This window comes from Cupriavidus pauculus (assembly GCF_008693385.1).
In the GTDB taxonomy this organism is placed as follows: domain Bacteria; phylum Pseudomonadota; class Gammaproteobacteria; order Burkholderiales; family Burkholderiaceae; genus Cupriavidus; species Cupriavidus pauculus_D.
The window spans coordinates 2,403,799-2,429,914 of the sequence record NZ_CP044067.1; the positions used below are offsets into that span (position 1 = coordinate 2,403,799).

The 26,116-nt window shown below is 66.9% G+C and carries 23 protein-coding genes and 1 pseudogene; 14 read left to right on the forward strand and 10 right to left on the reverse strand.

Annotated elements, in window-relative coordinates; translation table 11 throughout:
• Positions 1 to 71: 71 nt before the first annotated feature.
• On the reverse strand, positions 72 to 1,229 hold the full coding sequence (locus FOB72_RS29005; RefSeq protein ID WP_150376658.1) for an iron-containing alcohol dehydrogenase: 1,158 nt from the start codon (positions 1,227 to 1,229) through the stop codon (positions 72 to 74).
• Positions 1,230 to 1,315: 86 nt separating this feature from the next.
• Complete coding sequence (locus tag FOB72_RS29010) at positions 1,316 to 2,764, reverse strand: NAD-dependent succinate-semialdehyde dehydrogenase (RefSeq protein ID WP_150377539.1); 1,449 nt, start codon at positions 2,762 to 2,764, stop codon at positions 1,316 to 1,318.
• Between the two features lie 221 nt (positions 2,765 to 2,985).
• Between FOB72_RS29010 and FOB72_RS29015 the strand changes: the two genes are divergently transcribed.
• The gene (locus FOB72_RS29015) at positions 2,986 to 3,810 is read left to right on the forward strand and encodes an IclR family transcriptional regulator (RefSeq protein WP_150376660.1); all 825 of its coding nucleotides are present in this window, start codon (positions 2,986 to 2,988) and stop codon (positions 3,808 to 3,810) included.
• 227 nt (positions 3,811 to 4,037) lie between these two features.
• On the forward strand, positions 4,038 to 4,679 hold the full coding sequence (locus FOB72_RS29020) for a hypothetical protein (protein ID WP_223851628.1): 642 nt from the start codon (positions 4,038 to 4,040) through the stop codon (positions 4,677 to 4,679).
• Positions 4,680 to 4,803: 124 nt separating this feature from the next.
• On the opposite strand, the gene FOB72_RS29025 is transcribed toward FOB72_RS29020, so the two are convergent.
• Together FOB72_RS29025 and FOB72_RS29030 are read right to left on the reverse strand one after the other, a co-directional pair.
• Positions 4,804 to 5,124, reverse strand: a complete 321-nt coding sequence (locus FOB72_RS29025; RefSeq protein ID WP_150376662.1) for an H-NS histone family protein — start codon at positions 5,122 to 5,124, stop codon at positions 4,804 to 4,806.
• A 429-nt stretch (positions 5,125 to 5,553) separates the two neighbouring features.
• A pseudogene (locus FOB72_RS29030) lies at positions 5,554 to 6,870 on the reverse strand (NCS2 family permease); the annotation flags it as partial.
• Positions 6,871 to 7,381: 511 nt separating this feature from the next.
• On the opposite strand from FOB72_RS29030, the gene FOB72_RS29035 reads away from it, so the two are divergent.
• A complete protein-coding gene (locus FOB72_RS29035) occupies positions 7,382 to 8,344 on the forward strand; it encodes a chemotaxis protein (protein ID WP_150376666.1) in 963 nt (320 codons plus the stop codon).
• Positions 8,345 to 8,474: 130 nt separating this feature from the next.
• Here FOB72_RS29035 and FOB72_RS29040 read toward each other — a convergent pair whose 3' ends face one another.
• Both FOB72_RS29040 and FOB72_RS29045 read right to left on the reverse strand, forming a co-directional pair.
• Positions 8,475 to 9,128, reverse strand: coding sequence for a peroxiredoxin (locus tag FOB72_RS29040; RefSeq protein WP_150376668.1), 654 nt, complete (start codon positions 9,126 to 9,128; stop codon positions 8,475 to 8,477).
• Between the two features lie 84 nt (positions 9,129 to 9,212).
• On the reverse strand, positions 9,213 to 10,178 hold the full coding sequence (locus tag FOB72_RS29045) for an aliphatic sulfonate ABC transporter substrate-binding protein (RefSeq protein WP_150376670.1): 966 nt from the start codon (positions 10,176 to 10,178) through the stop codon (positions 9,213 to 9,215).
• Between the two features lie 225 nt (positions 10,179 to 10,403).
• On the opposite strand from FOB72_RS29045, the gene FOB72_RS29050 reads away from it, so the two are divergent.
• From FOB72_RS29050 to FOB72_RS29070, 5 genes are all read left to right on the forward strand, one after another.
• Complete coding sequence (locus FOB72_RS29050; RefSeq protein WP_223851629.1) at positions 10,404 to 11,270, forward strand: TauD/TfdA dioxygenase family protein; 867 nt, start codon at positions 10,404 to 10,406, stop codon at positions 11,268 to 11,270.
• Positions 11,271 to 11,297: 27 nt separating this feature from the next.
• The gene (locus tag FOB72_RS29055; protein WP_150376674.1) at positions 11,298 to 12,317 is read left to right on the forward strand and encodes an ABC transporter substrate-binding protein; all 1,020 of its coding nucleotides are present in this window, start codon (positions 11,298 to 11,300) and stop codon (positions 12,315 to 12,317) included.
• 2 nt (positions 12,318 to 12,319) lie between these two features.
• The gene (locus FOB72_RS29060) at positions 12,320 to 13,180 is read left to right on the forward strand and encodes an ABC transporter ATP-binding protein (RefSeq protein ID WP_150376676.1); all 861 of its coding nucleotides are present in this window, start codon (positions 12,320 to 12,322) and stop codon (positions 13,178 to 13,180) included.
• A gap of 2 nt (positions 13,181 to 13,182) precedes the next feature.
• Positions 13,183 to 14,052: an ABC transporter permease gene (locus FOB72_RS29065; RefSeq protein ID WP_150376678.1), complete on the forward strand. Its 870-nt coding sequence runs from the start codon at positions 13,183 to 13,185 to the stop codon at positions 14,050 to 14,052.
• An 83-nt stretch (positions 14,053 to 14,135) separates the two neighbouring features.
• Positions 14,136 to 14,906, forward strand: a complete 771-nt coding sequence (locus FOB72_RS29070) for a class I SAM-dependent methyltransferase (protein WP_150376680.1) — start codon at positions 14,136 to 14,138, stop codon at positions 14,904 to 14,906.
• Here the strand turns inward: FOB72_RS29070 and FOB72_RS29075 are convergent.
• Positions 14,867 to 16,105, reverse strand: a complete 1,239-nt coding sequence (locus tag FOB72_RS29075; RefSeq protein ID WP_150376682.1) for an MFS transporter — start codon at positions 16,103 to 16,105, stop codon at positions 14,867 to 14,869. The genes FOB72_RS29070 and FOB72_RS29075 overlap by 40 nt on opposite strands.
• A gap of 262 nt (positions 16,106 to 16,367) precedes the next feature.
• Between FOB72_RS29075 and FOB72_RS29080 the strand changes: the two genes are divergently transcribed.
• The 5 genes from FOB72_RS29080 to FOB72_RS29100 all read left to right on the forward strand — a co-directional run bounded on the left by FOB72_RS29080 (position 16,368) and on the right by FOB72_RS29100 (position 21,612).
• Complete coding sequence (locus FOB72_RS29080) at positions 16,368 to 17,138, forward strand: IclR family transcriptional regulator (protein WP_150376684.1); 771 nt, start codon at positions 16,368 to 16,370, stop codon at positions 17,136 to 17,138.
• Between the two features lie 162 nt (positions 17,139 to 17,300).
• Positions 17,301 to 18,620 carry a sensor domain-containing diguanylate cyclase gene (locus FOB72_RS29085; RefSeq protein ID WP_150376686.1) on the forward strand — a complete coding sequence of 440 codons (1,320 nt, stop codon included), beginning with the start codon at positions 17,301 to 17,303 and terminating at the stop codon, positions 18,618 to 18,620.
• Between the two features lie 160 nt (positions 18,621 to 18,780).
• A complete protein-coding gene (locus FOB72_RS29090) occupies positions 18,781 to 19,776 on the forward strand; it encodes a Bug family tripartite tricarboxylate transporter substrate binding protein (protein WP_223851630.1) in 996 nt (331 codons plus the stop codon).
• A gap of 12 nt (positions 19,777 to 19,788) precedes the next feature.
• On the forward strand, positions 19,789 to 20,799 hold the full coding sequence (locus tag FOB72_RS29095) for an ornithine cyclodeaminase family protein (protein ID WP_150376688.1): 1,011 nt from the start codon (positions 19,789 to 19,791) through the stop codon (positions 20,797 to 20,799).
• 21 nt (positions 20,800 to 20,820) lie between these two features.
• The gene (locus FOB72_RS29100; protein WP_150376690.1) at positions 20,821 to 21,612 is read left to right on the forward strand and encodes a phosphate/phosphite/phosphonate ABC transporter substrate-binding protein; all 792 of its coding nucleotides are present in this window, start codon (positions 20,821 to 20,823) and stop codon (positions 21,610 to 21,612) included.
• 1 nt (position 21,613) lies between these two features.
• Here FOB72_RS29100 and FOB72_RS29105 read toward each other — a convergent pair whose 3' ends face one another.
• The 3 genes from FOB72_RS29105 to FOB72_RS29115 are packed head-to-tail and all read right to left on the reverse strand — an operon-like array spanning position 21,614 to position 24,666.
• Positions 21,614 to 22,459: a citryl-CoA lyase gene (locus FOB72_RS29105; RefSeq protein WP_150376692.1), complete on the reverse strand. Its 846-nt coding sequence runs from the start codon at positions 22,457 to 22,459 to the stop codon at positions 21,614 to 21,616.
• Positions 22,456 to 23,655, reverse strand: a complete 1,200-nt coding sequence (locus tag FOB72_RS29110; protein ID WP_150376694.1) for a CaiB/BaiF CoA transferase family protein — start codon at positions 23,653 to 23,655, stop codon at positions 22,456 to 22,458. Before FOB72_RS29110 ends, FOB72_RS29105 begins: the two co-directional genes overlap by 4 nt.
• A 12-nt stretch (positions 23,656 to 23,667) precedes the next feature.
• On the reverse strand, positions 23,668 to 24,666 hold the full coding sequence (locus FOB72_RS29115) for a Bug family tripartite tricarboxylate transporter substrate binding protein (RefSeq protein WP_411859859.1): 999 nt from the start codon (positions 24,664 to 24,666) through the stop codon (positions 23,668 to 23,670).
• A gap of 178 nt (positions 24,667 to 24,844) precedes the next feature.
• On the opposite strand from FOB72_RS29115, the gene FOB72_RS29120 reads away from it, so the two are divergent.
• Positions 24,845 to 26,098 carry an Hsp70 family protein gene (locus FOB72_RS29120; RefSeq protein WP_150376696.1) on the forward strand — a complete coding sequence of 418 codons (1,254 nt, stop codon included), beginning with the start codon at positions 24,845 to 24,847 and terminating at the stop codon, positions 26,096 to 26,098.
• Positions 26,099 to 26,116 lie beyond the last annotated feature (18 nt).

Below are 26,116 nucleotides of genomic sequence, written 5' to 3' on the forward strand. Positions count from 1 at the left end.
CCCCTTCGGGCAAAGAGGCGGGAAGGGGCTGATAACGCTGTAGGAATCGGACGACGCGTCGCGAAAAGCCCTCAGAAGGCGGCGCTGTAGATCTCGAACGCGTCGCGCTCGGTCACCTCGCGCGGGTTGTTCACGAGCAGTCGGGTCTGCAGCATCGCATCGCTTGCCAGACGCGACACGTCGCCTTCCCTCACGCCGACCTCGCGCAGCGTGCGCGGAATACCGGTCGCTTCGATCATGCCCTCGATGTGTCGGATCAACGCCGCGGTCTTCGTCTCGCAGCTGCCCGTGGTACCGGGCACGATCACGTCGGCCAGTTCCGAGTAAAGCCGGCTGGCGTCGCGCGCGTTGAACTTCATCACATGCGGCAGCACGAGCGCGTTGGACAGGCCGTGCGGCACGTGGAAGATGCCGCCGATGGGATAGGCCAGCGCATGCACGGCCGCGACCGGTGCGTTGGCGAAGGCTTGTCCCGCGAACATCGCGCCGACGAGCATCGCTTCGCGCGCGGCACGGTCGTTGCCGTTGTCGCAGGCAAGCATTACGTTGCGCGAGAGCAGGTCCAGCGCGCGCACGGCCAGCATGTCCGAGATCGGATTCTTCAGATGCGCGCTCGTATAGGCCTCGATGGCATGCACCATCGCGTCGATGCCGGTGGCCGCCGTCGCGGCGCGTGGCAGGCCGAGCGTGAGTTCCGCATCGAGGATGGCGAGGTCCGCATAGAGCTGCGGTGCCACGACGCCCATCTTCGTCGTTTCGCCCGTCGTGACGATCGACACGGCTGTGACCTCGGAGCCCGTGCCCGCGGTGGTGGGAATCTGCGCGAGCGGCAGGCGCGTGCCGGTGACCTTGCGCACGCCATACATGTCCTTGAGGGACTGCGTGGCGGGCAGCAGCACCGCAATCAGTTTCGCCACGTCCATCGACGAGCCGCCGCCGAGGCCGACGATCGCTTCCGCCCGCGCGGCACGCGCGCGTTCGGTCGCTTCCAGGACCACGTGCTCGGGCGGATCGGCGACCACGTCGTCGATGACCGTCACTTCCCAGCCGTGGCGCGCGAGGTCCTCGAGCGCGGGCACGAGCAGGCCACTCTTCGAGAGGAAGCCGTCGGTCACGACGACGAGGCGGCGCGCCGCGGGCCACGACTCACGCAGCAGCGCGCCAAGGCGGCGCGCGGCGCCGTATTCGACGACGATGCTCGGCACCGTCTGGAAGCGGAATGGGTTCATGCTGTCTCCAAAATCTGTCTTGTCTCGACAATGCCCTGTCGGGCGGCCGGAACAGTATGCACCGGCCGGCCCGACAGGGTTGCCGATTACATCTGCAGGCAGAGGTACTTGATCTCGAGGTATTCCTCGATGCCGTGGCGCGAACCCTCGCGGCCCACGCCCGACTGCTTGATGCCGCCGAACGGCGCCACTTCGTTCGAGATCAGGCCCGTGTTGAGGCCGACCATGCCGTACTCGAGCGCTTCGGACGTCTTCCAGGCGCGCGCGATATCGCGCGTGTACAGGTAAGCAGCCAGGCCGAATTCGGTCGCGTTGGCGGCTGCCACGGCTTCCGCATCGTCCTTGAAGCGGAACAGCGGGGCCACGGGTCCGAAGATTTCCTCGCGTGCCATGCGCATCTCGGCGGTGGCGTCGGCAATGACGGTCGGCGCGTAGAACGTGCCGCCCAGCGCGTGGCTGCCGCCCCCGGTGATCACGCGCGCGCCCTTGGCCTTTGCGTCATCGACGAGCGACTTGACCTTGTCCACGGCCTTCGGCTCGATCAGCGGTCCGATCAGCACGCCGTTCTCGAGGCCGTTGCCGACCTGCAGCTGCGCGGCGCGCGCGGCAAACTTCTCGGCGAACTTGTCGTAGATGCCGTCCTGGATATAGAAACGGTTGGCGCAGACGCAGGTCTGGCCGCCGTTGCGGTACTTCGCGGCGATGGCGCCTTCCACCGCGGCATCGACATCGGCGTCGTCGAACACGATGAACGGCGCATTGCCGCCAAGTTCCAGCGACAGGCGCTTGATCGTCGGCGCGCACTGCGCCATCAGCAGGCGGCCCACTTCGGTGGAGCCCGTGAACGACAGCTTGCGGACGATCGGGCTCGATGTCAGCGCGCCGCCGATCGGCTTCGAATGGCCGGTGAGCACCTGCACCACGCCGGCGGGGATGCCCGCGCGCGCGCCGAGCTCGGCCAGCGCGAAGGCCGACAGCGGCGTCAGTTCGGAAGGCTTGATCACGATCGCGCAGCCGGCGGCCAGCGCCGGGGCGACCTTGCGCGTGATCATCGCGGCGGGGAAGTTCCACGGCGTGATGGCCGCGCAGACGCCCACGGGCTGACGCAGCGTGACCAGACGCTTGTCGGCGGCGGGGGAGGCCAGCACTTCGCCGTCGACGCGCTTGGCTTCTTCGGCGAACCACTCGATAAAGCTTGCCGCGTATGCGATCTCGCCGCGTGCCTCGGCCAGCGGCTTGCCTTGCTCGCGCGTCATCAGGTACGCGAGGTCGTCGGTGTTTGCGATCATCAGGTCGAACCAGCGGCGCAGAATGACCGCGCGCTCCTTGCCGGTCTTGGCGGCCCAACTCTTCTGCGCGATCTCCGCGGACGCGATCGCCCGCTCGGTTTCCGCGGCGCCCAGGTTCGGCACCTGCGCGATGACCTCGCCCGTGGCAGGGTCGTTGACGGGCAGCGTCTCGCCGTTGTCGGCACCGACCCATTGGCCGTCGATATAGGCGAGTTGCTTGAGAAGCGAGGGGTCCTTGATGTTAATTCCGGTCACGTTAATCCTTCCTTGCTTATTTTTTCAAAGTATCGTTCAATAGATGGAACGATATTCGGCTGGTAGAACGCTGCCACCGCAGTCTATAACTATTCGCCGAGAAATCAAAGATCGAAGGAAAGACGTCCCTGAGCTCCTGAGCTACGTCCATGACCTACGTCCATGAGCTACGTCCCTGAGCGACGTTCCCGAGCTACGTCCCCGAGCCCAGCATGCCCAAGACTGCGTACGACACCCCTCCCGCCGCGCCCGGCCAGCCGCCGCTGAAAACGACGGCACCCGCGGTCGTCCGCGCCGTCCAGGTGCTCGACGCCCTCTCCGCCGCGCCGGCCCCGGTTTCCCTTGCCGACCTCGCCCGCGCCACGGGCGCCCCGAAGAGCTCCCTCCACGGCCTCTGCGAAACGCTCGTGCATCTGCGCCTCGTCAAGCGGCTCCCCGATGGCACGATGGCGCTCGGCCCCCACGTCATGGGCTGGGCCAACGCGTTCCTGTCGCAAACGCAGATCACCGAGGAGTTCCGCACGCTGTGGGAGGCCACCGAGGCCTTCGGAGAGGCCACGGTCACGCTCTCGATGCTCGACGACACCGAGGTCGTCTATCTGGCCTGCCGCAATGGCAATCGTCCGCTCGGCGTGACGTTCCGCATCGGCATGCGGCTGCCCGCGCCCTATACGGCGACCGGCAAGGCCATCCTGAGCACGCTGTCGCCGGAAGTGGTGCGCTCGCTGCTCGTGGACCGCTGGCCGGACCCGCTGACGCGCGCGAGCGTGGCGAGCCCCGATGCACTGGCCATCGAGCTCGATACCGTGCGCGCGCTCGGTTACTCAACGGACAACGGCCAGATGCGGGAAGGCATGACCTGCTTCGGCGCGCCGGTCTTCGACGCGAGCGGCCACCACGCGGTGGGCGCGATCGCGGTCAGTTACCTGACCAACGAGATCGACGCGGCGACGGCCGCGCGGGTCGGCCCGCGAGTCCGCGACCTCGCCGACAAGCTGTCGGCGCGGCTCGGACATCGCAAACTGCTTAAATTTTAGGCATCCCAGTGCGGTAGCGCACATATGGGCGTCCGGCGGCAGGAAAGCTCAGGATATCCACAGAACCTGTGGATATCTGTGGCGGGCCGTGGCCGTGAAAGTTCCGGCCCGTTTCGATGTGGGAAAGTGTACGTTTCGGACTGTCGGCAGGCGGGACTGGCGGGTATGCTCGGGCATCCCGGACCCTCAGTCACTGGCCGGTCGGTCGGGCCGATGTGACTTACGCCATGCTACCTACGCGACGCCGCACCTTCCCACGCGCTTCGGGCGGGCTCGCCCGCAGGCTGCCGGCAGCCCTGCCTGTGTCGCTGCCGGCGTCGCTCCTTGTAGCCCTGCCGGTATCGCTCCTGCTCGGTGGGTGCCTGCCGCAGTACCGCGTCCCCACCGGTGCGCCCAGCGCCACCGTGCGGCTGCTGACCACGACCGACGACAACACCGTGTTCACGGTCGCGGATCCGGCCGGCTGCCCGACGCCCACCCGCCCGCGCGTCCTCGCCGGCACGGGCAAGCAACTGGCCGCCATGGGCCGGGAGCCGAGCCTCGGGATGGCCGGTGCCTCGCCGGAACCCCCGTCGCGCACGCGCGAGCGCAAGGTCGAGGCCGGGCATCGTGTCTATATCGCGGTATCGTCGGCGGCGGCGGCGCCGGCACCGGAGATGCGCTGCGCCGCCGGCGTATCGTTCGTGCCGCAGCCGGGCGGGCAATATGAAATCCGATTCGCGCGGGACGATGCCGCAAGTGTGTGCTCGGCACGCGTGCTGCGTGTCGAAGCCAGGCCGGAGGGCGGGGCCGCGCTATTTCAGGAAACGAGCCAGCAGGGATTTCGGGCGCTACGCCGCGACTATATTTGCGAGCGTCCCGCGGACTGACATTTCAGGGGGAATTTCAGCGCGCCGGGAAGCGAGTATGCGTAACCGTCATGCACAGGCCTCGGCACACGTCTTACGCACACTCGTTTGATACGAAGGTTCCGATTGCAGAAAGGCGCTTGCCTCAGGCTGTCTGCTCGATCAGAAAACGCTCGGGACGCTTGCCAAGCCATGCCGGTGCGCGGCCACGGCCGGACCAGGTCTTGCCGGTTTTCGGATCCTGATATTTCGGCGGCAGGGAAGAGGTCTTTCGCGCGGCCCCCGTGCCGCTGCCCGCCGGGCGTCCACGACGACGCTTGGGCGCAATATCCTCGACCGTCAGGTCGTAATCCGCCATCAATTGACGAATCTGGTCGATCACGCCCGCGACTTCATTCGCGCGAACTTCGCTGAGCTTGGCTTCCAGTGCTTCTTTTTCGGCCAGCAGTTGCTTGTAGGTCGGCATTTTGGATCCCCGTTCAGTGTTGGACTGCATGGTACAAGAAATCATCGCATGCCAGCAGAATTAATCTTACAAAATAATACTGGGATTGCACGATTTAAACGCATTGTGGTGCGTCTTCGTTGACCTCATTGTCGATGCATTGGTTGGGCAATCGCAATTTCCGTAGTTCGTCGATGGATTTTATCGATTACGTCTCGAGAAGGTGACAAAGCCGATGCCCAACATTGGCGCAGGGTTTCCATGCAGGCTCGTATTTCCGCGAATCTGTTGGTGAGGACGATGCCGTAAGTCGCATGATTGTCAGCGATGATATTTTTGTCACGTTGCTGACAGAGATCTCCATATACGCGGGGGCGCGGCCATAAAAAAAGAGCCGGCATTGCGCCGGCTCTTTTCCTCTTTTCTCTCCCCTCTCCCTTCAACCCGCCATCAAATCGCCCATCCTCCGGCATAGAACGCCGCGAGTGCAATCGCGATGGCGACGGTGCCGACATTGAGCTTTTTCCATTCCCCGGAGACGATGCGGCCGATTACGAGCGTGCAAAAGCCGAGCATGATGCCGGTGACGATATTGCAAGTCAGAACGATGAATACGGCGCAGACCAGTCCCGACATCGCGTCGACGAGGTCGTCCATATGCAGGCGGCTGACGCTGGACAGCATCAGCAGGCCCACGTACATCAGGGCGGGCGCCGTGGCATAGGACGGCACCAGCGCCGCCAGCGGCGAGAAGAACATCACCGCGAGGAACAGCGCGCCGACCGTGACGGCGGCCAGGCCCGTGCGCGCGCCGGCGGCCACGCCGACCGTCGATTCGATATAGGCAGCCGCGGGTGCGCCGCCGAACATGGCCGAGAAGATCGAGCTCACGGAGTCCGCGGTCAGTGCCCGGCCGCCGTTGTGGATGCGGCCGTTCGCGTCGAGCTGGCCCGCCTGGCCCGCCACGGCGCGGATCGTGCCCGTGGCATCGAACACCGCGGTCATCACGAGCGCGAGCACGCTGGGCAGTACCGCCGCCGACAGCGCGCCGCGCACGTCCATCGCCCCGATCAGCGAAGCGTGGCCCGGTGACGACAGCGACGGCAGCGCGAATACGCCCGTGAATTTCACGGCCGGATCGAAGATCAGCCCCAGCACCGAGATCGCAACGATCACGAGCAGGATGCCGCCCGGCACGCGCCGGCGTTCGAGGCCGAAGATCGCCGCGAGGCCGAGCACCGACATCAGCACCGGAAACGCGGTGATATGGCCAAGCGCGACGGGCAGTCCCGCGCCGGGATTCTTCACCACGAGCCCGACCTCGTTCGAGGCGATCAGCAACAGGAACAGGCCGATGCCGATGCCCGCCCCGTGCGCCACGCCGGCAGGGAGGTTCCGCAGGATCCATGCGCGTACGCCCGTGACGGAGATGGCGGTGAACACGACACCCATCAGGAACACCGCGCCCAGCGCGACCGAAGGCGACAGATGCTGGCCGAGCACGAGGCCGAAGGCCATGAACGCGGTCAGCGAGATGGCGCAGCCGATGGCGATCGGCAGCCGCGCCCAAAGACCCATCAGCAACGATCCAAAGGCGGTGGTCAGGCATACCGCCACGAACACGGCGCTGGTATCGAACCCGGCCTTGCCGAGCATGCCCGGCACCACGAAGACCGCGTAGACCATGGCCATGAACGTGGTGATGCCGGCCACGACCTCGCGCCGCGCGGTGCTGCCGCGCGCGGAAATCTGGAAATACCGGTCGATACGTTGGGGAGGGGGCGCATGCGCGCCGTCGATGTCCGCCGCCGCCGGCGACATGAGCGGTCGGTCGTAGGGCTGGTCAATCATGGTGATGTCTGCCTCCTTGCAGGGTCCGCGCGTGGCCGCGTACAGCCGGCGTCGGTGCTGTCTCGTTCGTTTCTCGGTGCAAGGACGATGCGCCCGGCGCATCGGGCAAAGGTGTGGGCGTCTCTGTCCTCGGCGGTGGCCGGCGCTGGCGCCGGCTTGCCGGCCCCTGCCTCTGACGGGCGGGATCCGGCGAGGCTCAAGGCTAGTCAAGGCGGGGAGGGCCGGCATCATCATCCCGGCATGCGCGGTATCGGGCGGCGGAAATACCCACGTATCCGCCTGTCTCGCGCGGCATCAGGGATTTCCCTCGGTGCGGCCGCCGGGTGGCGGCCACTTACCTTGGCTAAATATTCGGCCGCGCGCGCCGTTAGACGCATCGCAGTCCTTGTACATATATCAACCAACAGCCAGGCGAGCGGAGCACAGCATGACCAGCGCGATGAGGGAAATCGACGAGCGCACCAACCTAACCAACAACAACCAGTTCGAGTTGTTGCTGTTCCGACTCGGCGACGCGGAGACCAGCGGGCAATCGGAACTGTTCGGCATCAATGTCTTCAAGGTCCGCGAGATCCTGGTCATGCCGAGCGTGACCACCGTGGTCGGCGCGGAACCCGCGATTCTCGGCATGGCCGACATTCGCGGGCAGGTCATTCCGGTCATCGACCTGCCGCGGCTGTTGTCGTGCAAGCCGGTCACCGGTCTCAATATCATGCTCGTGACCGAGTACGCACGCTCCACGCAGGGGTTCGCCGTGGAAGCGGTGGAAGAGATCGTGCGGCTCGACTGGAGCCAGGTGGTCTCGGCCGAGACCAGCGTGAAGGGCGGCCTCGTCACGAGCATTGCCAAGCTCGACGTGGGCGGCGACAATCCGCGCCTCGTGCAGGTCCTCGACGTCGAGCAGATCCTGCGCGACGTGCTGCCGACCCGCCAGCCCGATGTGGACCCGGCGACGGTGGGTCCGCAACTGACACTGCGCCCCGGCACCAAGGTGCTGGCCGCGGATGACTCGGCGCTCGCGCGCGGTCTCATCGAGAACGGCCTCAAGGCCATGGGCGTGGAAGTGGTGATGACGAAGACGGGCCAGGAAGCGTGGGACCTGCTCGGCAGCATCGCCGAAGGTGCCGCGGGCCGTGGCAAGACCGTGCGCGACGAGATCGCGCTCGTGCTCACGGACCTCGAGATGCCCGAGATGGATGGCTTCACGCTGACGCGCAAGATCAAGGCGGACGCGCGGCTCAAGTCGCTGCCGGTGGTCATTCACTCGTCGCTGTCGGGCGAGGCCAGCGAGGAGCACGTGCGCAAGGTCGGTGCCGATGCGTACGTGTCGAAGTTCCTCGCGAAAGATCTTGCCGACACCATCCGTGGTGTGCTTGCACGGCATCCCTGAGTCAATTGCCCAGAAATTAGGCACGCCAGCTCTTTCCAGAGCTGGCGCGGCTTGCAGGGAAGTCAATAGGCAGGATATCCACCAAGTCTGTGGATAGAATCGCGCGGTGCCGAGACGATTGCGGCGCCGTTCAGCGCGGCTGGGCCACGGTGCGCAGGTACGGCTTGAGCGTCTTGAAGCCCTGTGGATACTTCTTCTTCGCGTCGTCGTCGGAGACGGAAGTCGGGATGATCACGTCGTCGCCCGGCTTCCAGTTGACGGGTGTCGCGACCGTGTGCTTCGCGTTCAGCTGCAGCGAGTCGAGCAGCCGCAATACCTCATCGAAGTTACGCCCCGCGCTCATCGGATAGACGAGCATCGCCTTGACCTTCTTGTCGGGGCCGATCATGAACACCGAGCGGATGGTCGCGTTGTCCACCGCCGTACGCGGACCGCCACCGGCCTCCGGATGGATCATGTCGTAGAGCTTGGCGATATGCAGGTCCGCATCGCCGATCATCGGATAGTTGACCTTGCTGCCCTGCGTCTCCTCGATGTCCTTGACCCAGCGATTGTGATCATCGACGGGATCGATCGAGAGACCGATGATCTTCGTGTTGCGCTTGTCGAACTCTGGCTTGAGCCGGGCCATGTAGCCGAGCTCGGTCGTGCAGACCGGTGTGAAATCCTTCGGATGCGAGAACAGGATCGCCCAGCCGTCACCGATCCACTCGTGGAACTGGATCTTGCCTTCGGTCGTATCCGCGGTGAAGTCCGGTGCCGTCTCGCCTAATCGAATTGCCATGGTGGGTCTCCTTGTCCGTTCGGGATGGCGCTCGCAGGGGCGAGGCGCCATCCAGTATAGGAACTGGCAAGGAAAAAGTTACTGTCAGGCCGGCTTCCACACCGGCGACTGCGCCACGGCGACCTTGCGCGGCAGGATCGACTGCGCGGCGAAGGCATCGGCAATGCGCTGTTGCTCGGTGAGCGACGCGGCATCCACGGTCTGTACCTGATAAGTCCGGCGCGCGTTCGCGGCCTCGACCGTCGCGGCGTCCAGGCCGAGCAGCGGCGCGTTCCATGCCGCGGCCGGTCCGGGATTCTGCTTGATCCAGGTACCGGCACTGCGCAGTTCCTCGTAGACCTTCGCCAGCACGTCCGGCCGGCGTTTCGCATACGGCGTGGCCGCCAGATAGAAGCGCCGGTAGCTCGCGAGTCCGGTGCCGTCGCGCAGCACGCGCGCGTTGGCCTGTCGCTGCACCGCGGCAAGGAACGGATCCCAGATGACCCACGCGGCCACGGCGCCGCGCTCGAATGCCGCGCGTGCGTCCGCCGGTGTGAGGTACGCGGGCTCGATATCGCGCAGCGAGAGCTTTGCCTCGGCCAGCGCCTCGAGCAGCAGATAATGCGCGCCCGCGCCCTTGGCGAACGCCACGCGTTGCCCCTTGAGTTGCGCGATGGATCGAATCTCGGAGTCCTGCTTCACGACCACGGCCTGCGCGGTCGGCGACGGCGTCTCGATCGCGTAATACGTGAGGCTGGCCCCGGCCGCTAGCGCGAACGGCGGCACGGCATCGGCCACATCGGCGGTGAGGTCGAGGTTGCCGACGTTGAGCGACTCGAGCAGCGGCAGGCCCGATGTGAACTCGTGCCATTGCACGCGGACGTTCAGCGGCGCGAGCGCTTTCTCGAGCGTCTCGCGCGACTTCAGCCAGATCATCAGCGTCGAGGATTTCTGGTAGCCGATCCGCAGCGTTTCTTGTTCGCCCGCGGCGAACGATCGGTTGGCGACCGACAGTGTCGGCAGGGCAAGGCCGGCCGCGAGCAGCGCGCGCCGATGGGCGTTGATGGTCATGATGGGGAGTCAGGGGTAGGCAAGCGCACAGGCTATTGCCTGGCCTCGGCGCGCGGAACGAACGAAACCGCATTTGCATATGCATATATGCATATGCCAGTTCGACGATCCATATGCGATTGGCGCATATGCCCCGGCGATTTGATTCGTTGTCCGCGCGCACTGCGGTGTCTACAGTGGGTCCCTCTGCTTTCCCCCGAGCAAAAGACACCATGACCTCTGCCGTTGCCCCCCGTTCTCCAGGATTTCGAAATCCGCCCGCTCGATGCCGCGCTTGGCGCCGAAGTGATCGGACTCGATCTGTCGCAACCGATCGCGGAAGAAGACTTCCGGCGCATCCATCGCGCGCATCTCGATCATCACGTCGTGGTGTTCCGCGACCAGCGCATCACGCCGGCGGAGCAGATCGCGTTCAGCCGCCGTTTTGGCGCGCTCGAGATCCACGTGCTGCACCAGTTCCAGCTCGCGGGGCATCCCGAGATCCTGATCGTGTCGAACGTGCGCGAGAACGGCAAGCCGATCGGTCTTGGCGACGCGGGTCACTTCTGGCACTCCGATCTTTCGTACAAGGAGAAGCCGAGCCTCGGCTCGCTGCTGCACGCGCGGGAATTGCCGCGCGAGGGCGGCGATACGCTGTTCGCCAACATGCACGCCGCATGGGACGCGCTGCCCGCCGACCTGCAGCGCAAGGTGGAGGGCCTGAAAGCCGAGCACACCTACCTGGCCAAATACAAGGAACTGCAACGCCGCAGCCCATGGCGCCCGGACCTGTCGCCCGAGCAGATCGCGCAGGTCAAGCCCGCGCTGCAGCCCGTGGTGCGCACGCATCCGGAGACGGGCCGCAAGGCGCTGTTCGTGAGCGAGCATTTCACGACGAAGATCGTCGGCCTGCCGGAGGACGAGAGCCGCGCGCTGCTCGACGAACTGTTCGCGCACAGCGTGAAGCCCGATTTCGTCTACCGCCATCAATGGCGCGAGCATGACCTCGTGTTCTGGGACAACCGCTCGCTCATGCATCTGGCCGCGGGCACGCCCGATACCGAGCGTCGCGTGATGTACCGCACCACGATCGAGGGCGATCTGCCTTTCTGAATTCCTTTCCCTACCGGAGCCATCTGAATGTCCCTGTTCACCTCCCGCTGGCCGCGCCGCGCGGCCGTGTCGATGCTCGTCGCGGGTCTCGCGCTGACCGCCAATGCGCACGCTGAAGGCCGCATCCGTATCGCCGAGCAGTTCGGCGTGGTCTATCTGCTGCTGAACGTTGCGCGCGACCAGCAGTTGATCGAGAAGCACGGCAAGCAGCAGGGCGTGGACGTCAAGGTCGAATGGACGCAGCTCTCCGGTGGCTCCGCGGTCAACGACGCGCTGCTGTCGGGTTCGATCGATATCGCCGGCGCCGGCGTGGGCCCGCTGCTCACGCTGTGGGACCGCACGCATGGCCGGCAGAACGTCAAGGGCGTGGCCTCGCTCGGCAACTTTCCCTACTACCTCGTCAGCAACAACCCGAAGGTGAAGTCGATTGCCGACTTCACGGAGAAGGACCGTATCGCGCTGCCGGCCGTGGGCGTGTCGGTGCAGTCGCGCGTGCTGCAGTACGCGGCGGCCAGGCAATGGGGCGACAAGGAATTCAACCGCCTGGACAAGTGGACCGTCGCGGTGCCCCATCCGGACGCCGCGGCCGCGATCATCGCGGGCGGGACCGAGATCACGGGCCACTTCGGCAACCCGCCGTTCCAGGAGCAGGAACTGGCCGGCAATCCGAACGCGCGCATCGTGCTCAACTCGTATGACGTGCTCGGCGGCCCGAGTTCGGCCACCGTGCTCTATGCCACCGAGAAATTCCGCAACGACAATCCGAAGACCTACCGTGCGTTCGTCGATGCGCTGGCGGAAGCCGCGGACTTCGCCACGAAGCAGCCGGAAGCGGCCGCCGATCTCTATATTCGCGTGAACAAGGCGAAGATCGATCGCGCGCTGCTGGTCAAGATTCTCAAGAACCCGCAGGTCCAGTTCAAGGTCACGCCGCAGAACACGTTCCCGCTGGCCGAGTTCATGCACCGCGTGGGCGCCATCAAGAATGCGCCGAAGTCGTGGCAGGACTATTTCTTCCCGGACCCGGCCACCGCACAGGGGAGCTGAACATGGCAACGCACGAACATCAGCGCGCCGACCTGCGTGTCGTCGGGGGCGGGCTGCCCCTGCTGCAGGTCGATAACGTCTCGCTCGAATACCGTACGCCCGATCGCGTGGTACGCGCCACGCACCGTGTGAGTTTCGACGTGCACGCCGCCGATCGCTTCGTGCTGCTGGGGCCGTCGGGCTGCGGCAAGTCGACGCTGCTCAAGGCCGTGGCCGGCTTCGTGCCGCCGGCCGAGGGCGAGATCCGCCTCGATGGCCAGCGCGTGCGCGCGCCCGGCCCCGATCGCATCGTCGTGTTCCAGGAGTTCGACCAGTTGCCGCCGTGGAAGACCGTGCGGCAGAACGTCATGTTCCCGCTGCAGCGCGCACGGGGCCTGTCGCGCGCGGAGGCCGACGAGTGCGCGATGCACTTCCTCGACAAGGTCGGCCTGGCGGGGTTTGCCGATGCCTATCCGCATACGCTGTCGGGCGGCATGAAACAGCGCGTGGCAATCGCCCGCGCGCTGGCCATGCGACCCAAGGTGTTGCTGATGGACGAGCCGTTCGCCGCGCTCGACGCGCTGACGCGCCGCCGCATGCAGGAGGAACTGCTCGCGCTCTGGGAAGACGCGGCATTCACGCTGCTGTTCGTCACGCACTCGATCGAAGAAGCGCTCGTCGTGGGTAGCCGCATCCTGCTGCTGTCTCCGCATCCGGGCCGTGTGCGCGCGGAACTCAACAGCCACCAGTTTTCGCTGGCGAGCCAGGGCAGCGCCGATTTCCAGTCCGCGGCGCAGCGCATCCACCGGATGCTGTTCGAGGAACCCGAACACGCCACGCATGCCGGGGGCTCGCATCCCCAGCGCGCTCAACACACGTACTGACCATGTCCGACACGCTGACCATCCGTCCCGAATACGAGCGCCGGCTCGAACCCTTCACGGCCGCACCCGTGGAACGGCCGTTGCCGTGGCATAGCCGCGTGCTGCGGCAAGGCTGGCTGCGCAAGCTGCTGATCCTGATCGTGCTGGCGATCGTGTGGGAGGTCATCGCGCGCGTGCAGGACAACGACCTGCTGCTGCCGACGTTCGGTGCCACCGCGCGCGCGTTCGTCGATGGCATCGCCAACGGCGAGCTGCCGGGCAAGGCCGCGGTATCGCTGTCTGTCCTGCTGCAGGGTTACCTTGCCGGCATCGTGCTCGCGTTCGTGCTGACCACGCTCGCGGTCTCGACGCGTATCGGCCGCGATCTGCTGGACACGCTCACGGCGATGTTCAACCCGCTGCCGGCCATTGCGCTGCTGCCGCTCGCGCTGCTGTGGTTCGGCCTCGGCAAGGGCAGCCTGATCTTCGTGCTGATCCATTCGGTGCTGTGGCCGCTCGCGCTCAATACTTATGCGGGCTTCCGCGGCGTGCCCGAGACGCTGCGCATGGCGGGCCGCAACTACGGTCTGCGCGGGCTGCGTTACGTGGTGCTGATCCTCGTGCCGGCCGCACTGCCGGCCATCCTGTCCGGGCTCAAGATCGGCTGGGCGTTCGCATGGCGCACGCTGATCGCGGCGGAGCTCGTGTTCGGCGCGTCGTCGGGCAAGGGCGGCCTGGGCTGGTACATCTTCCAGAACCGCAACGAACTCTATACCGACCGCGTATTCGCGGGCCTCGCCACCGTCATCCTGATCGGGCTCGCGGTCGAAGGCATCGTGTTTGCCTCGCTGGAGCGCCTGACCGTGCGGCGCTGGGGCATGCAGAACGGCTGAGACGCGCCCCGCGTCTTGTCCCTGCAACGGGAGCGGAGTATGGTACGTGGCGGTTTGCCCAATAACGATTCACGACAATTCCCATGACCGCCATCCACCACGCCGCCGCGCAGGGTTTTTCGAGTCAAGCCGACACCTATGCCCGCGGGCGCCCCGACTATCCCAAGGAAATCGCCGAATGGCTGCGTGACACCGTAGGCCTCGCCGCCGGCCGCACCGTGGTCGACCTCGGTGCCGGCACCGGCAAGTTCACACGGCTGCTCCAGCCGACCGGTGCGATCATCATTGCCGTGGAGCCCGTGGCGCAGATGCGCGACCAGCTCTCCGGCGCATTGCCCGGCGTGCAGGCCGTGGCGGGCACCGCGGAGTCCATGCCGCTGCCCGATGCGAGCGTCGATGCGGTGGTCTGCGCGCAGGCGTTCCACTGGTTTGCCAACACGGCCGCGATGCGCGAGATCCGCCGCGTGCTGCGTCCCGGCGGCCGGCTCGGCCTCGTCTGGAACGTGCGCGACGAATCGGTGGATTGGGTGGCCCGGCTCACGGACATCATGAAGCCGTTCGAGGGCGATGCGCCGCGCTTTCATCGCGGCGACTGGCGCAAGGTGTTCCCGGCGGATGGCTTCGGCCCGCTCGCGCTGACGAGCCTGCCGTATTCGCATACGGGCGCGCCGGAGCAGGTGATCGTGGACCGCGTGATGTCGGTGAGCTTTATCGCGTCGCTGCAGCCCGCGCAACAGGATGCCGTGCGCGCGCAGCTGCACGACGTGATCGCGCACCACCCGGCCCTCGCGGGCCAGGACATCGTGTCGTTCCCTTACCGCACCGAGGCGTACTGCTGCGAGCGCTCGTCCTGACCGTAGCGCACCGCGATCACGCGGCTCATCACGAGCGCGGCGATCGCGCATAGCGACGCGCACAGGTACACCGGCGCATAGCCGGCATGCTTCACCACGAGGCCGGCCAGCGGGCCCGTCAGGCCCAGCGCGAAATCGAGAAACAGCGAATAGGCGCCGAGCGCGGAGCCGCGGTTGGTCTGCGGCACGCGCTTGACCGCTTCCATGCCGAGCGACGGGAACACGAGCGAGAAGCCGAAGCCCGTGACCGCGGCGCCCGCGAGCGCCTGCCAGGGCGACTGGGCGAGCCACAGCATGGCCAGGCCGGCCGCTTCCACCGCGAACGACGCGATGGCCACGGTATAGCCGCCGAAGCGGTTGATACTGTCGGCGAGCAGCAGGCGCGAGAGGATAAAGCAGGTGCCGAGCGACGTCAGCGCGAAGGCCGCGTGATCCCAGCCGCGGCTGCCGTAATACAGCGTGATGAAGGCGGTGATCGATCCGAAGCCGACCGAGCCCAGCGCGAGGCAGAACCCGAACGGCGTCATCGCGCGGAACACGCGGCGGAACGGCAGGCGTTCGCCCTTGACGATCGCGGACGGCGACTTGCGGCGCGCAAGCAGCAGCGCGATCGCGGTAATCAGCACGGTCACGGCACCGATCGACGCGAGGCCGCCGAAGTCCGCGAGGACCACGCCGAGCGGGGCGCCCGCGGCAAGGGCGCCGTAGGTCGTCATGCCATTCCAGGAAATGACCTTGCCCGTGTGGCGCGAGCCCGCGCTGCCGATGCCCCAGGCGATCGTGCCCGTGGTGACGAGGCTCTCGCCGGCGCCGAGCACGAGGCGCGCGGCAAACAGCACCGTGAGGCCCAGCCATGCGGTGCCGCCGCACAGTGCCGCCGCCAGCGTCAGCGCGCCGCTGGCGACGCACAGGGCCAGGCCCGTCAGCACCGAGCGCTTCGGCCCCTGCACGTCGCAGAGCGTGCCGGCCCAGGGGCGCGACAGCAGCGTGGCCAGATACTGGATGCTGATCGACAGGCCGGCGACGACGGCGCTGTAGCCGAGGTGGTCGTGCACGAAGCCGGGAATCACGGCCAGCGGCAGGCCGACCGCGAGGTACGCTACGAAATTGAATGCTACGACGCTGAGGATGCGGCGCAACACACGGTCATCGCCGGGATAGTCGTGCGCGGCGTCCAGTGAAGGAGAGGGGGCGGTCATCGGGGAAAGAGGGGCGCTACGGCGGGAGGGCGCTGCGGCAGGGCCTGCTGACAGTTGAACTAGGGAAAACCCGTAAAGCAGTAATCATACCGGGAATGGTCGATGGCTGCCCTTGCGACGCATGATGCACATGTCGTGCCAGCGGCCGCTTGCGATTGACAAGGCACACACCGTTCTATACGGTGGTCAAACGTTCCAACATGCCGCGCAAGCCGCTTCCGGCGTGCGCCTCCGGTGAAGCCGGTACTGACATCCAACGCCAATGCCACGTAAAGCCGCCCAACTCTCCGAAGCCGACAAGCATGCCGCGGAAGGGGGCGCTGTCGCCGTGGACCGGGCGCTGTTCGTCCTGTCGGTGTTTCGCGAGGGCGACAGTGCGCTTGGCCTGGCCGAGCTGGCGGTGCGCAGCGGGCTGTACAAGAGCACGCTGTTGCGGCTGCTGGCGTCGCTGGAACACGCGCGGCTGGTGCAGCGGCTGCCCGACGGCCGCTATGGGCTCGGGCCCGAAGTGGCGCGGCTCAATGCCGTGTATGCGGCGTCGTTCTCGCTCGAGGCCGTGGTCGTGCCGGCGCTGCGGCAGCTCGTGCAGGTGACGCGGGAGTCCGCGGCGTTCCATATCGAGCAGGGGGAGCATCGGCTCTGCCTGTACCGCGTGGATTCCCCGCAGCCCGTGCGCGACCATATCCGTGCGGGCGATGTGCTGCCGCGTAACCGTGGCGCGGGCGGGCGCGTGTTGCGCGCGTTTGCGGGCGCGCGCGGAGAGATCTACCAGCGGATTCGCGACGAAGGCGTGATCGCGCTGGTCGGCGACCGCAGTCCCGATATCGCCGGGGTATCGTCACCGGTCTTCGGCCCGGCGGGCGACCTGCGCGGGGCCTTGACGCTGACGTGCCCCACGCCACGCTTCTCCGTGACCTTCCGCGACCAGGTCCTCGATGCCGCGCGGCAGCTGACGAAGGCGCTGGGCGGCACCTTTCCGGACTTTGCGCCGGCGACCGAGACGCCGCTGACCGAAGGTTCGTCCAAGGACTGACGGTTTTCTCTTCCCGTCGAGAGGGTCTCCCCGCGTCCGATCGGGGGCGATGGCCAATCCATCCGTTGCTTGCATGCGAATGCACCCCTTGTCGGGGGTGCCTGCCCTAAGACTGCGCCGTTATGATTCGCGTTTTCGCGCGCCGTCTGATCGAGGAAACCCGTGCAACTGGCCCAGCAGACGATCGTCGTCGTCATGATGGTGGTGTTCTCCAGCACGCTGCTGATGTCGGCAGGGCTGGTCGTCGCCCTGCGCGCCAGCGAAGCGGGACGCCAATGGGCGCTCGGCCATGTGGTCGCGTCCGCCGCCGGGCTGCTCGTGGTGGCATGCACGGCGGGCTACGACCTGCTGCACCCCGGTTATCCGCAACACGGGATCCCGCCCCCCGGCGCCCTCCAGCTGAGCGCCCTGGGCGCCGGCTGCTACATCCTCGGCCGCCTGACGATCTACCGCGGCGTGCGCACGTTCTACGGCTTGCCGCCGCATACCGTCCCCCTGCGCCTGTTCGGCCTCGTCGTGGTGACGCTGCTGGTCATCGCCACCGGCCTGTCCGACGCCCGGCTGCTCGTCCACGCGCTGGCCTATGGTGTCCTCGCCATGGTGTCGTTCAGCACCATCGTGATCATGCTCCGCAGCGATCGCGGCCGCACGGGCATTGGCGGCCCCGTCGTCATGGTCTCGCACCTGGTGCTGCTGGCCGGTCAGGTCGTGGCGCTGACCTCGTTCGCCTCCCCCATTTCGGGCGGTGGCGCCGCCGTGACGCCGTTCTTCATGCAGCCATCGGGCATGGCCTGGCCGCTGCTGTCGATGATCGCCGCCATGATGGCCGTCCTGCTCGGCCTGTTCGGCTTCTGCATGATGGCCACCGAGCAGATCATCGCCCTCAACGAGAACGGCGCCCGCGTCGATGCGCTGACGGGCCTGCTCAACCGCGGCGCCCTCGACCAGTCGGCTGCCAGCCTGATTGCACGCTGGCAGCGGGATGGCGAGGCGTTGTCCTGCCTCGTGATCGACGTCGATCACTTCAAGCAGGTCAACGATACGTTCGGCCACGATGCGGGTGACGGCATCCTGCGCGAAATCGCCGCCGCGCTCGACCATTCGCGCCGCGCCTCCGATATCGCCGCGCGCTACGGCGGCGAGGAGTTCTGCATCCTGTGCCCGCACACGGACGAACTGCAGGCCACGGCGCTGGCCAACCGCATTCTGCGCAAGGTGCGCGCGATCCCGCTGCCGGGCCGCGAGCGCTACGCAAGCGTCAGTATCGGCGTGGCCCAGCTCCGTGCCGCGACCGGCGCGCGCGACGTGATCTGGCGCGGACTCTTCGCGGAAGCGGACCGCGCGCTCTATAGCGCCAAGGAGCGTGGCCGCGACCAGTTCGTGATCGCCTCCCGTGTGATGGACGAAGTGCCGGTAACGTCATCCGATACCGACACCATGCTGCCGCTCCGCGAGCCCGACCCCCTCCCCATCTCGGTGTAGTCCGCACCACGGCACGTCACGCGGGCGCCGCTGACGCGCCATTCCGGTGCCATTTCGGCCTTATGCGAAAAACGCTTTTCGATTTGCGAAAACCTGTCTATACAGTGTTAGACAAGCTGCTTAACATTCGGGCCACAACGCTTACACGGGGAGCTTTAGCGTGAATCGATTTGCATACAAGTTGGCGGCATGGCTGATGCTGCCTGGGACCATGCTGGCCGGAATGTCCGGCGCCAGCGCGCAGGGGGACAACGCCGCCTATCCGTCGAAACCGGTCCGCATCGTCGTGCCGTTCGCGGCGGGTGGCGTGGCGGATGCCCTGCCGCGCCTCGTGGGGCAGAAGCTGTCGGAGCAGTGGGGCAAGTCGATCGTCGTCGATAACAAGCCCGGCGCGGCCGGCAACATCGGCATGGAGATGGTCGCGCGCGCCGCGCCGGACGGCTACACGCTGGGCCTTGCGCCCGCCGGCAACCTGACCGTCAATCCGATCCTGTTCCCGAAACTGGGCTTCGAGGTGCGCGACCTCGTGCCCGTGACGATGCTCGCTTCCTCGCCGAACGTGCTCGTGGTCAATCCGGCCGTGCATGCGCGCACGCTCAAGGACCTCGTGGGCTATGCGAAGGCGCACCCGGGCGAGCTCAATTTCGCATCGCCCGGCAACGGCAGCGGCGCGCATCTGGCCGGCGAACTGCTGAACCTCGAAGCGGGCATCAAGACCGTGCACGTGCCGTACAACGGCATGGCCACCGCGCTCAACGACGTGCTCGGCGGACAGGTGCAGATGATGTTCGGCGGCATTTCGACCGTGCTGCAGCATATCCGCACGGGCAAGCTCGTGCCGATCGCCATCGCCGGTCCGCGCCGCCTGCCGCAGCTGCCCAACGTGCCGACGGTGGCGGAGTCCGGCTACCCGGGCTTCGATGTCACCTCGTGGTACGGGCTCGTCGCGCCGAAGGGCACGCCCGACGCGATCGTGCGCAAATGGCAGACCGACGTGGCCGCCGTGCTGCGCCAGCCCGACGTGCGCGAGAAACTCGACGGCCTGGGCCTCGAGCCCGTGGGCAGCACGCCGCAGGCCTTCGGCACGCAGATCTCGAGCGAGACGCTCAAATGGCGCGCGATCGTGCATCGCGCCAATATTCCGCCCCTGCAGTAAGGAGACCCCCAAGTGGAAGAGAAGCAGATTCACCTGACCTACCTCAACGGTCCGGACGTGGCAAAGCTGGCCCTGACCGATGCCGAGATCCTCGCCGCCGTGGAATCCGCGCTGGCCGCGCAGGGCCGCCGCGAGACCGTCATCGAGCCTCGCGTGCACCTTGTGCCCGAGTCGTCCGACAAGGGCCACTTCAACGTGCTGCGCGGCTATATCCGCCCGCTGCACGTGGCCGGCGTGAAGGTGGTGTCGGACTATGTGGACAACTACAAGCAGGGGCTGCCGTCGGAGATGGCCATCCTCAACCTGTTCGATCCCGACAACGGCGTGCCGCTCGCGATGATCGACGCCACGGCGATTACCGATATGCGCACCGGCGCGGTGACCGCGCTCGGCGCCCGCCATCTGGCGCGCAAGAACAGCAAGGTGCTTGCGCATATCGGCGCGCGCGGTACGTCCTACTGGAACGTCCGGCTGCTCGACTCGATCTTCGATTTCGACGAGATTCGCGTGCACTCGCGCCGCCCGGAGAGCCGGGACGCGTTCGCGGCGCGGCTCACGCGCGACCTCGGCAAGCCGGTGATCGTGACCACGGACTGGGAATCGTGCGTGCGCGGCGCCGATATCGTCGTGGAGGCCTCGCGCCTGCCCGCGCCGACGCCGATGCTGCTGACCGAATGGATCAAGCCCGGTGCGCTCGTCATTCCGTACGGCACCATGAGCGCGGTGGAACTGTCGCTGACGGACATCATGAGCAAGATGGTCGTCGATGACTGGGGTCAGTGCCGCAAGGGCCTGCCGTTCGGCGCGCTGCGCCAGCATGTGGACAGCGGACGCCTCAACGAGGAGAACCTGCATGCGGAACTCGGTCAGATCGTCGCCGGCATGAAGCCCGGCCGCGAGCGCGACGACGAGACGATCCTGTTCTGGCATCGCGGCCTGTCGACGACCGATATCGCGCTGGGCCATGCGATGCTGACCAAGGCGCGCGCGCTCGGCATCGGCCAGTCGCTGCGCTTCGCCTGACGACGACAGCGAGGACCCGGCATGGCCAGCGGCATTGCATCGTTCCGTATGTACAACGCCACGCCCGCGGTCGCGGCCGCGTGGCAGGCGCTGTTCGTGCAGGTATTCGAGGACCTGCGCTGGCCCGTGGAGGTCATTCCGCATGCATGGCCCGCGCCGCTGACCGATCTCTGGCAGCGGCGGGACCTCGTGTGCGGATTCATGTGCGGGTTGCCGTTCGTGCGGGGGGCGGCGCCCGTGGTGCCGCTCGTCGCACCCGTGCTGCGCGGGCACGCGCGTTATCGCTCGGAATTTCTCGTGCGCGCGGAATCGGGCTGGCACACGCTTGACGATACGTTCGGCCATCGGTTCGGCTGGATGGCCGAGCACTCGCAGTCGGGCTACCAGGCAGCCCGGCGCGCGCTGGCCCCCTTCGCGCGCGAGCGGGGACCGCTGTTCGGTGCCTCGATCGGCCCGCTCGACACGCCGGCACGCACGCTCGATGCGCTGCGCCAGCGGCAGATCGACGTGACCGCGCTGGACGGCTTCTACCTCGACCTGCTGCGCCGCCATGACCCGGCGGCGCTGGCGGGCATCCAGACCGTCGGCGCCACGCCATGGACGCCGAACCCGCTGCTGGTGGCCGCGGAAAGCCTGCCGGCGGAAGACCGGCGGTTGCTCGTCGACAAGCTGGTTTCGCTCGGCGCGCCCGGCGAGAATCCCCGGTATCGCGCCTTGCTCGACGATGTCTGCATCGATCGCTTCGTGGAACCCGATCTGCCAGCCTACGACGTGCTGCTGACGCCGATCGACGGCTATCCGGAGATCCGGTAGCTCAGACTTCCACGTCGCGCTGCGGCTTGCCGTCGTACGTCCACAGAAACTGGCGCGGAATCGGTCCCTTGTTGCGGCCGCCCTGCTGGGTTTGCTCCCACGCATGGGACAGGATGCCGACCGAACGCGACAGGCAGAACAGTCCGCGCGCGAGCGGCGCCGGAAAGCCGAGCTCGGCATAGATCACCGCGGTGGCGCCATCGATATTCATCGGAATGGGCTTGCTGCGTCCGGCACCGAGCGCGGCTTCCACCGCGCGCGCGATCTTCGCGTAACGCCCGGACACCACGCCATCGGCCGCGGCCGCATCCACGAGTTCGAGCAGGCGCGGCGCGCGCGGGTCGAGCGGGTGGAAACGATGGCCGAAGCCCGACACGAACTTGCCGTGCAGATCGCGATAGTGCTGCAGCGCTGCCGCAACCGCGTCCTCCTGCGGTGCGCCATCGTCGATGCGCCGCGCGATGTCCTGGTACAGCTCCACCGCCTGCTCGCCCGCACCGCCGTGCACGTCGCCGAGCACGTTCACCGCCGAAGCCATCGCATTGTTGAGGCCCACGCCGCAGGTCGCCGCCATGCGCGCGATGGCGATGCTCGGGGCCTGCGGGCCATGATCGACGGCCGCCATCAGCGCGGCGTCCAGCAGTTCGCCCTCGCGGCGCGCGGGCAGTTCGCCGCGCAGCATCAGCCAGATCATCTGCGCGAACGACACGCGTCCGATCAGTTGCTCGATGGGATAGCCGCGATAGCGGATCTCGCCGGGACGCATGTCGATGATCTCGGTGCGCCACCAGTCCTGCGATGCCTGCTGGCCGGCGTCCATGGCCGGCTTGTCGTGTTCTGTCGTCATACCGCGCGTGCCTCCTTGAGCGATGCGATGTCCGTGGCGTCGTAGCCGAGCTGCGCGAGAATCTCGTCCGTATGCTCGCCCAGCTGCGGCGGGGGCGTGTCGACCGACGGCGCCTCGTGGTTGACCTTGAATCCCGTGCGCACGAGCCGGATGTCGCGGCCCACGCCGGGCACGTCGGCAAAGTGCCCGATCATGCCGCGATCGCGCACCTGCGGATGGGCGAGCGTGTCGGGCACGTCCATCACGGGTCCCGCGGGCACGCCCGCGTCGTTGAGCAACTGCCACCATTCGGTGGCGGACCTGGCCGCCAGTTCGGCCTCGAGCGCCTGCTTGAGCGCGCCACGATTGGTCAGGCGCGCCTGACGCTCGGCGAAACGCGGATCGGCGGCGAGGTCCGGGCGTCCGATCACGCGGCACACGGCCTCGAACTGCTCCTGCTTGTTGGCCGCGATATTGAGCAGGCCATTGCCCGTATGGAACGTGCCCGACGGGCTCGCGGTCATGTTCTCGTTGCCCATCGGCGACGGGTTCTTGCCCGCGATCAGATGGTTCGACACGACCCAGCCCATCGTTGCGAGCGTGGCCTCGAGCATCGATACGTCGAGGAAGTAGCCCTCGGTGCGTTCATGATCGGCCAGCGACGCGGCGATCGAGAACGCGGCCGTGATGCCGCCGATGGTGTCCGACACCGGATATCCCACGCGATAGGGCGCGGTGTCCGCATCGCCGGTGATGCTCATTACGCCGGACATGCCCTGGATGATCTGGTCGTACGCGGGCAGATCGGACAGCGGACCGTCCTGGCCGAAGCCCGAGATCGCGCAATAGATCAGGCGCGGATTCTCCTTGCGCAGTGCCTCGTAGCCGAGCCCGAGGCGCGTCATCACGCCCGGCCGGAAATTCTCGACCACGACGTCCGCGCTGCGTACGAGCTTGCGGAAGACTTCCTTGCCCTGGGCGTGCTTGAAGTTGACCGTGATCGAACGCTTGCCCGGGTTCTGCGCGAGGAACGACACGCCCATCAGGCGCTTGTTCAGTTCGGCATCGGCGCCGAGCTGGCGCGCGAGGTCGCCCGTGCCCGGCGTTTCCACCTTGATGACCTCCGCACCCATGTGCGCGAGCTGGTGGCAGCAGAACGGCCCGGCCAGCACGTTGGTCAGGTCCAGCACGCGGATATTGCGTAGCGGCTTCTGCATCGAAAACCCTCCTTACTCCACGCGAGCGCCGGATTCGCGCACGATGGCGCCCCAGCGGGTGTTCTCGCTCTTGATGAATGCGGCCAGCTCCTGCGCGGTGCCGCCGCGCGGCTCGCTGCCTTCCTCGCGCATGCGCGCGATGGTGTCCGGCTGCTTGAGCGCCTTGTTGACTTCGTCGTTGAGGCGCGCCACCACGTCGGCGGGCGTACCGGCCGGCGCGACCAGCGCCTTCCAGTCTTCCGCGGCAAAGCCGGCATAGCCCTGCTCGGCCACGGTCGGCACGTTCGGCAGCAGCGCCAGGCGCTTGGGCGAGGTCACCGCCAGCGCGCGCAGGCGGCCGGCCTTGAGCATCGGCAGCGCGATGGGCGGCGTGGCGAAGTAGAAATCGGTCTGGCCGCCCATGAGGTCGGTCAGCGCGGGGGAGGCGCCCTTGTACGGGACGTGGAGCGCCTTGAAGCCCGCGCGGCGCTGGAACATCTCGCCAGTCAGATGGCCGACCGTGCCGGTGCCGGCCGATGCCATCGACGTCTGCTTCGCCTTGGCCGCGGTCACGAATTCGGCCAGCGTCTTGTACGGGGCGTCCTGTTTCACGATCAGCACGACGGGCTGCGCGGACACGAGCACCACGGGCGTGAAGTCCTTGATCGGGTCGAACGGCAGCTTGGGATACAGCGTGGGGTTGATCGCGAGGTTCGCGGTCTGGCCCATGCCGATCGTGTAGCCATCCGGCTTGGCCTTGGCCACGGCATCCAGACCGATATTGCCGCCCGCGCCCGCGCGGTTCTCCACCACCACGGTCCAGTGCGCGGCCGGGCCGACCTTGTCGAACACCAGGCGCGACAGCACGTCGGTGCCGCCCGCGGGCGGGAACGGCACGACCAGCCGGATCGGCTGCGTCGGATAGCCCGCGGCGATGGCCGAGGCGATCGGGGTCAGCAGGCTCGGAACGGCAAGGGTGGCGGCGATGGCGGTGAGCCGGCGCATGGCGGCGCGGCGCGGGGCGGAATGCATGGAATAGTCTCCGGAACTTTGTTTTCGTTATTCTGTAAGATAGAACAACGATCTTAAAGAAAGAACAAGCGCAGAATAGAAGCGACGGTAGTCCGTGTCAAGCGGCGCGCGCTACCCACGTACCGCCATCCGCGTCCACTACAATGGCGCCCCAAACCATCCCATTCGGCATTCCGTCATGTCTCACGCCTGCGGCCTCGACTTCGGCACCTCCAACTCCACGATGGGCTGGTTGCGCCCCGGTCATCCGGTATTGCTGCCGCTCGAGGACGGCAAGTCCACGCTGCCTTCGGTGATCTTCTTTCACGCCGAGGATCCTCTCGTCGCCTACGGCCGCGCGGCACTGTCGGACTATCTCGCCGGGTACGAAGGGCGGCTCATGCGCTCGCTCAAGAGCCTGCTCGGCACATCGATGATGGACGACAGCACCGAGGTCATGGGCCGCGCGATGCCGTTCCGCGACCTGCTCGCGCACTTCATCGGCGAACTCAAGCGCCGTGGCGAGGCCGCCGCGGGCACGACGTTCACCCAGGCCGTGCTGGGCCGGCCCGTGTACTTCATCGACGAGGATCCCGTCGCGGACAAGCTGGCCGAGGACACGCTCGCGGACATCGCGCGCAAGGCGGGTTTCAAGGACATCGCGTTCCAGTACGAGCCGATTGCCGCCGCATTCGACTACGAGGCGGGCATCTCGCATGAAGAACTCGTGCTGGTCGCCGATATCGGGGGCGGTACGTCCGACTTCTCGCTCGTGCGGCTGTCGCCGGAGCGCGCGAAACGGCTCGACCGCCATGAGGACATCCTCGCCAACGGCGGCGTGCATATCGGCGGAACCGACTTCGACCGCGCGCTGAGCCTGGCCAGTGCCATGCCGCTGCTCGGGCTCGGCAGCACGCTGCGCAATGGCAAGGAAATGCCGTCGAGCCAGTACTTCGACCTCGCGAGCTGGCACACGATCAATCTGGTCTACACGCGCAAGGCGTGGTCGGTGGTGATGGACAACTATCGCGACGCGGCCGATACCGAGAAGCTCGACCGCCTGATCCGGCTGATCAAGGAGCGCGCGGGCCACTGGCTGGCGATCCAGGTGGAGGCGGCAAAGATCGCGCTGTCGGACACCGAGGAGGCGAGTGTGGATCTGGGCCGCATCGCGCCGGACCTCGTGCTGTCGATCACGCGCGACGACTTCGACCAGTCGATCCACAAGCTCGTGACGAAGACGGAGACCTCCGTGCGCAATATGCTGGCCGACGCCGGCGTGGGCGGCGACAAGGTGGACACCATCCTGTTCACGGGCGGCTCCAGCAGCGTGCCGATGCTGCGCGAGCGGCTGTCGCATCTGCTGCCGCATGCGCGGCGCGTGGAGGGAGATCTGTTCGGTGGCATCGGCTCGGGTCTGGCCCGCGATGCCACGCGGAAGTTCGGCGGTTGATACCGGCGACCGATCGTC

What these genes read in the sequence shown, in the direction of transcription:
- FOB72_RS29005 (WP_150376658.1), bottom strand. Translation starts at nt 1,229, where the DNA reads ATGAACCCATTCCGCTTCCAGACGGTGCCGAGCATCGTCGTCGAATAC.
- FOB72_RS29015 (WP_150376660.1), top strand. Translation starts at nt 2,986, where the DNA reads ATGCCCAAGACTGCGTACGACACCCCTCCCGCCGCGCCCGGCCAGCCG.
- FOB72_RS29020 (WP_223851628.1), top strand. Translation starts at nt 4,038, where the DNA reads ATGCTACCTACGCGACGCCGCACCTTCCCACGCGCTTCGGGCGGGCTC.
- FOB72_RS29025 (WP_150376662.1), bottom strand. Translation starts at nt 5,124, where the DNA reads ATGCCGACCTACAAGCAACTGCTGGCCGAAAAAGAAGCACTGGAAGCC.
- FOB72_RS29035 (WP_150376666.1), top strand. Translation starts at nt 7,382, where the DNA reads ATGACCAGCGCGATGAGGGAAATCGACGAGCGCACCAACCTAACCAAC.
- FOB72_RS29040 (WP_150376668.1), bottom strand. Translation starts at nt 9,128, where the DNA reads ATGGCAATTCGATTAGGCGAGACGGCACCGGACTTCACCGCGGATACG.
- FOB72_RS29045 (WP_150376670.1), bottom strand. Translation starts at nt 10,178, where the DNA reads ATGACCATCAACGCCCATCGGCGCGCGCTGCTCGCGGCCGGCCTTGCC.
- FOB72_RS29055 (WP_150376674.1), top strand. Translation starts at nt 11,298, where the DNA reads ATGTCCCTGTTCACCTCCCGCTGGCCGCGCCGCGCGGCCGTGTCGATG.
- FOB72_RS29060 (WP_150376676.1), top strand. Translation starts at nt 12,320, where the DNA reads ATGGCAACGCACGAACATCAGCGCGCCGACCTGCGTGTCGTCGGGGGC.
- FOB72_RS29065 (WP_150376678.1), top strand. Translation starts at nt 13,183, where the DNA reads ATGTCCGACACGCTGACCATCCGTCCCGAATACGAGCGCCGGCTCGAA.
- FOB72_RS29070 (WP_150376680.1), top strand. Translation starts at nt 14,136, where the DNA reads ATGACCGCCATCCACCACGCCGCCGCGCAGGGTTTTTCGAGTCAAGCC.
- FOB72_RS29075 (WP_150376682.1), bottom strand. Translation starts at nt 16,105, where the DNA reads ATGACCGCCCCCTCTCCTTCACTGGACGCCGCGCACGACTATCCCGGC.
- FOB72_RS29080 (WP_150376684.1), top strand. Translation starts at nt 16,368, where the DNA reads ATGCCACGTAAAGCCGCCCAACTCTCCGAAGCCGACAAGCATGCCGCG.
- FOB72_RS29100 (WP_150376690.1), top strand. Translation starts at nt 20,821, where the DNA reads ATGGCCAGCGGCATTGCATCGTTCCGTATGTACAACGCCACGCCCGCG.
- FOB72_RS29105 (WP_150376692.1), bottom strand. Translation starts at nt 22,459, where the DNA reads ATGACGACAGAACACGACAAGCCGGCCATGGACGCCGGCCAGCAGGCA.
- FOB72_RS29110 (WP_150376694.1), bottom strand. Translation starts at nt 23,655, where the DNA reads ATGCAGAAGCCGCTACGCAATATCCGCGTGCTGGACCTGACCAACGTG.
- FOB72_RS29115 (WP_411859859.1), bottom strand. Translation starts at nt 24,666, where the DNA reads ATGCATTCCGCCCCGCGCCGCGCCGCCATGCGCCGGCTCACCGCCATC.
- FOB72_RS29120 (WP_150376696.1), top strand. Translation starts at nt 24,845, where the DNA reads ATGTCTCACGCCTGCGGCCTCGACTTCGGCACCTCCAACTCCACGATG.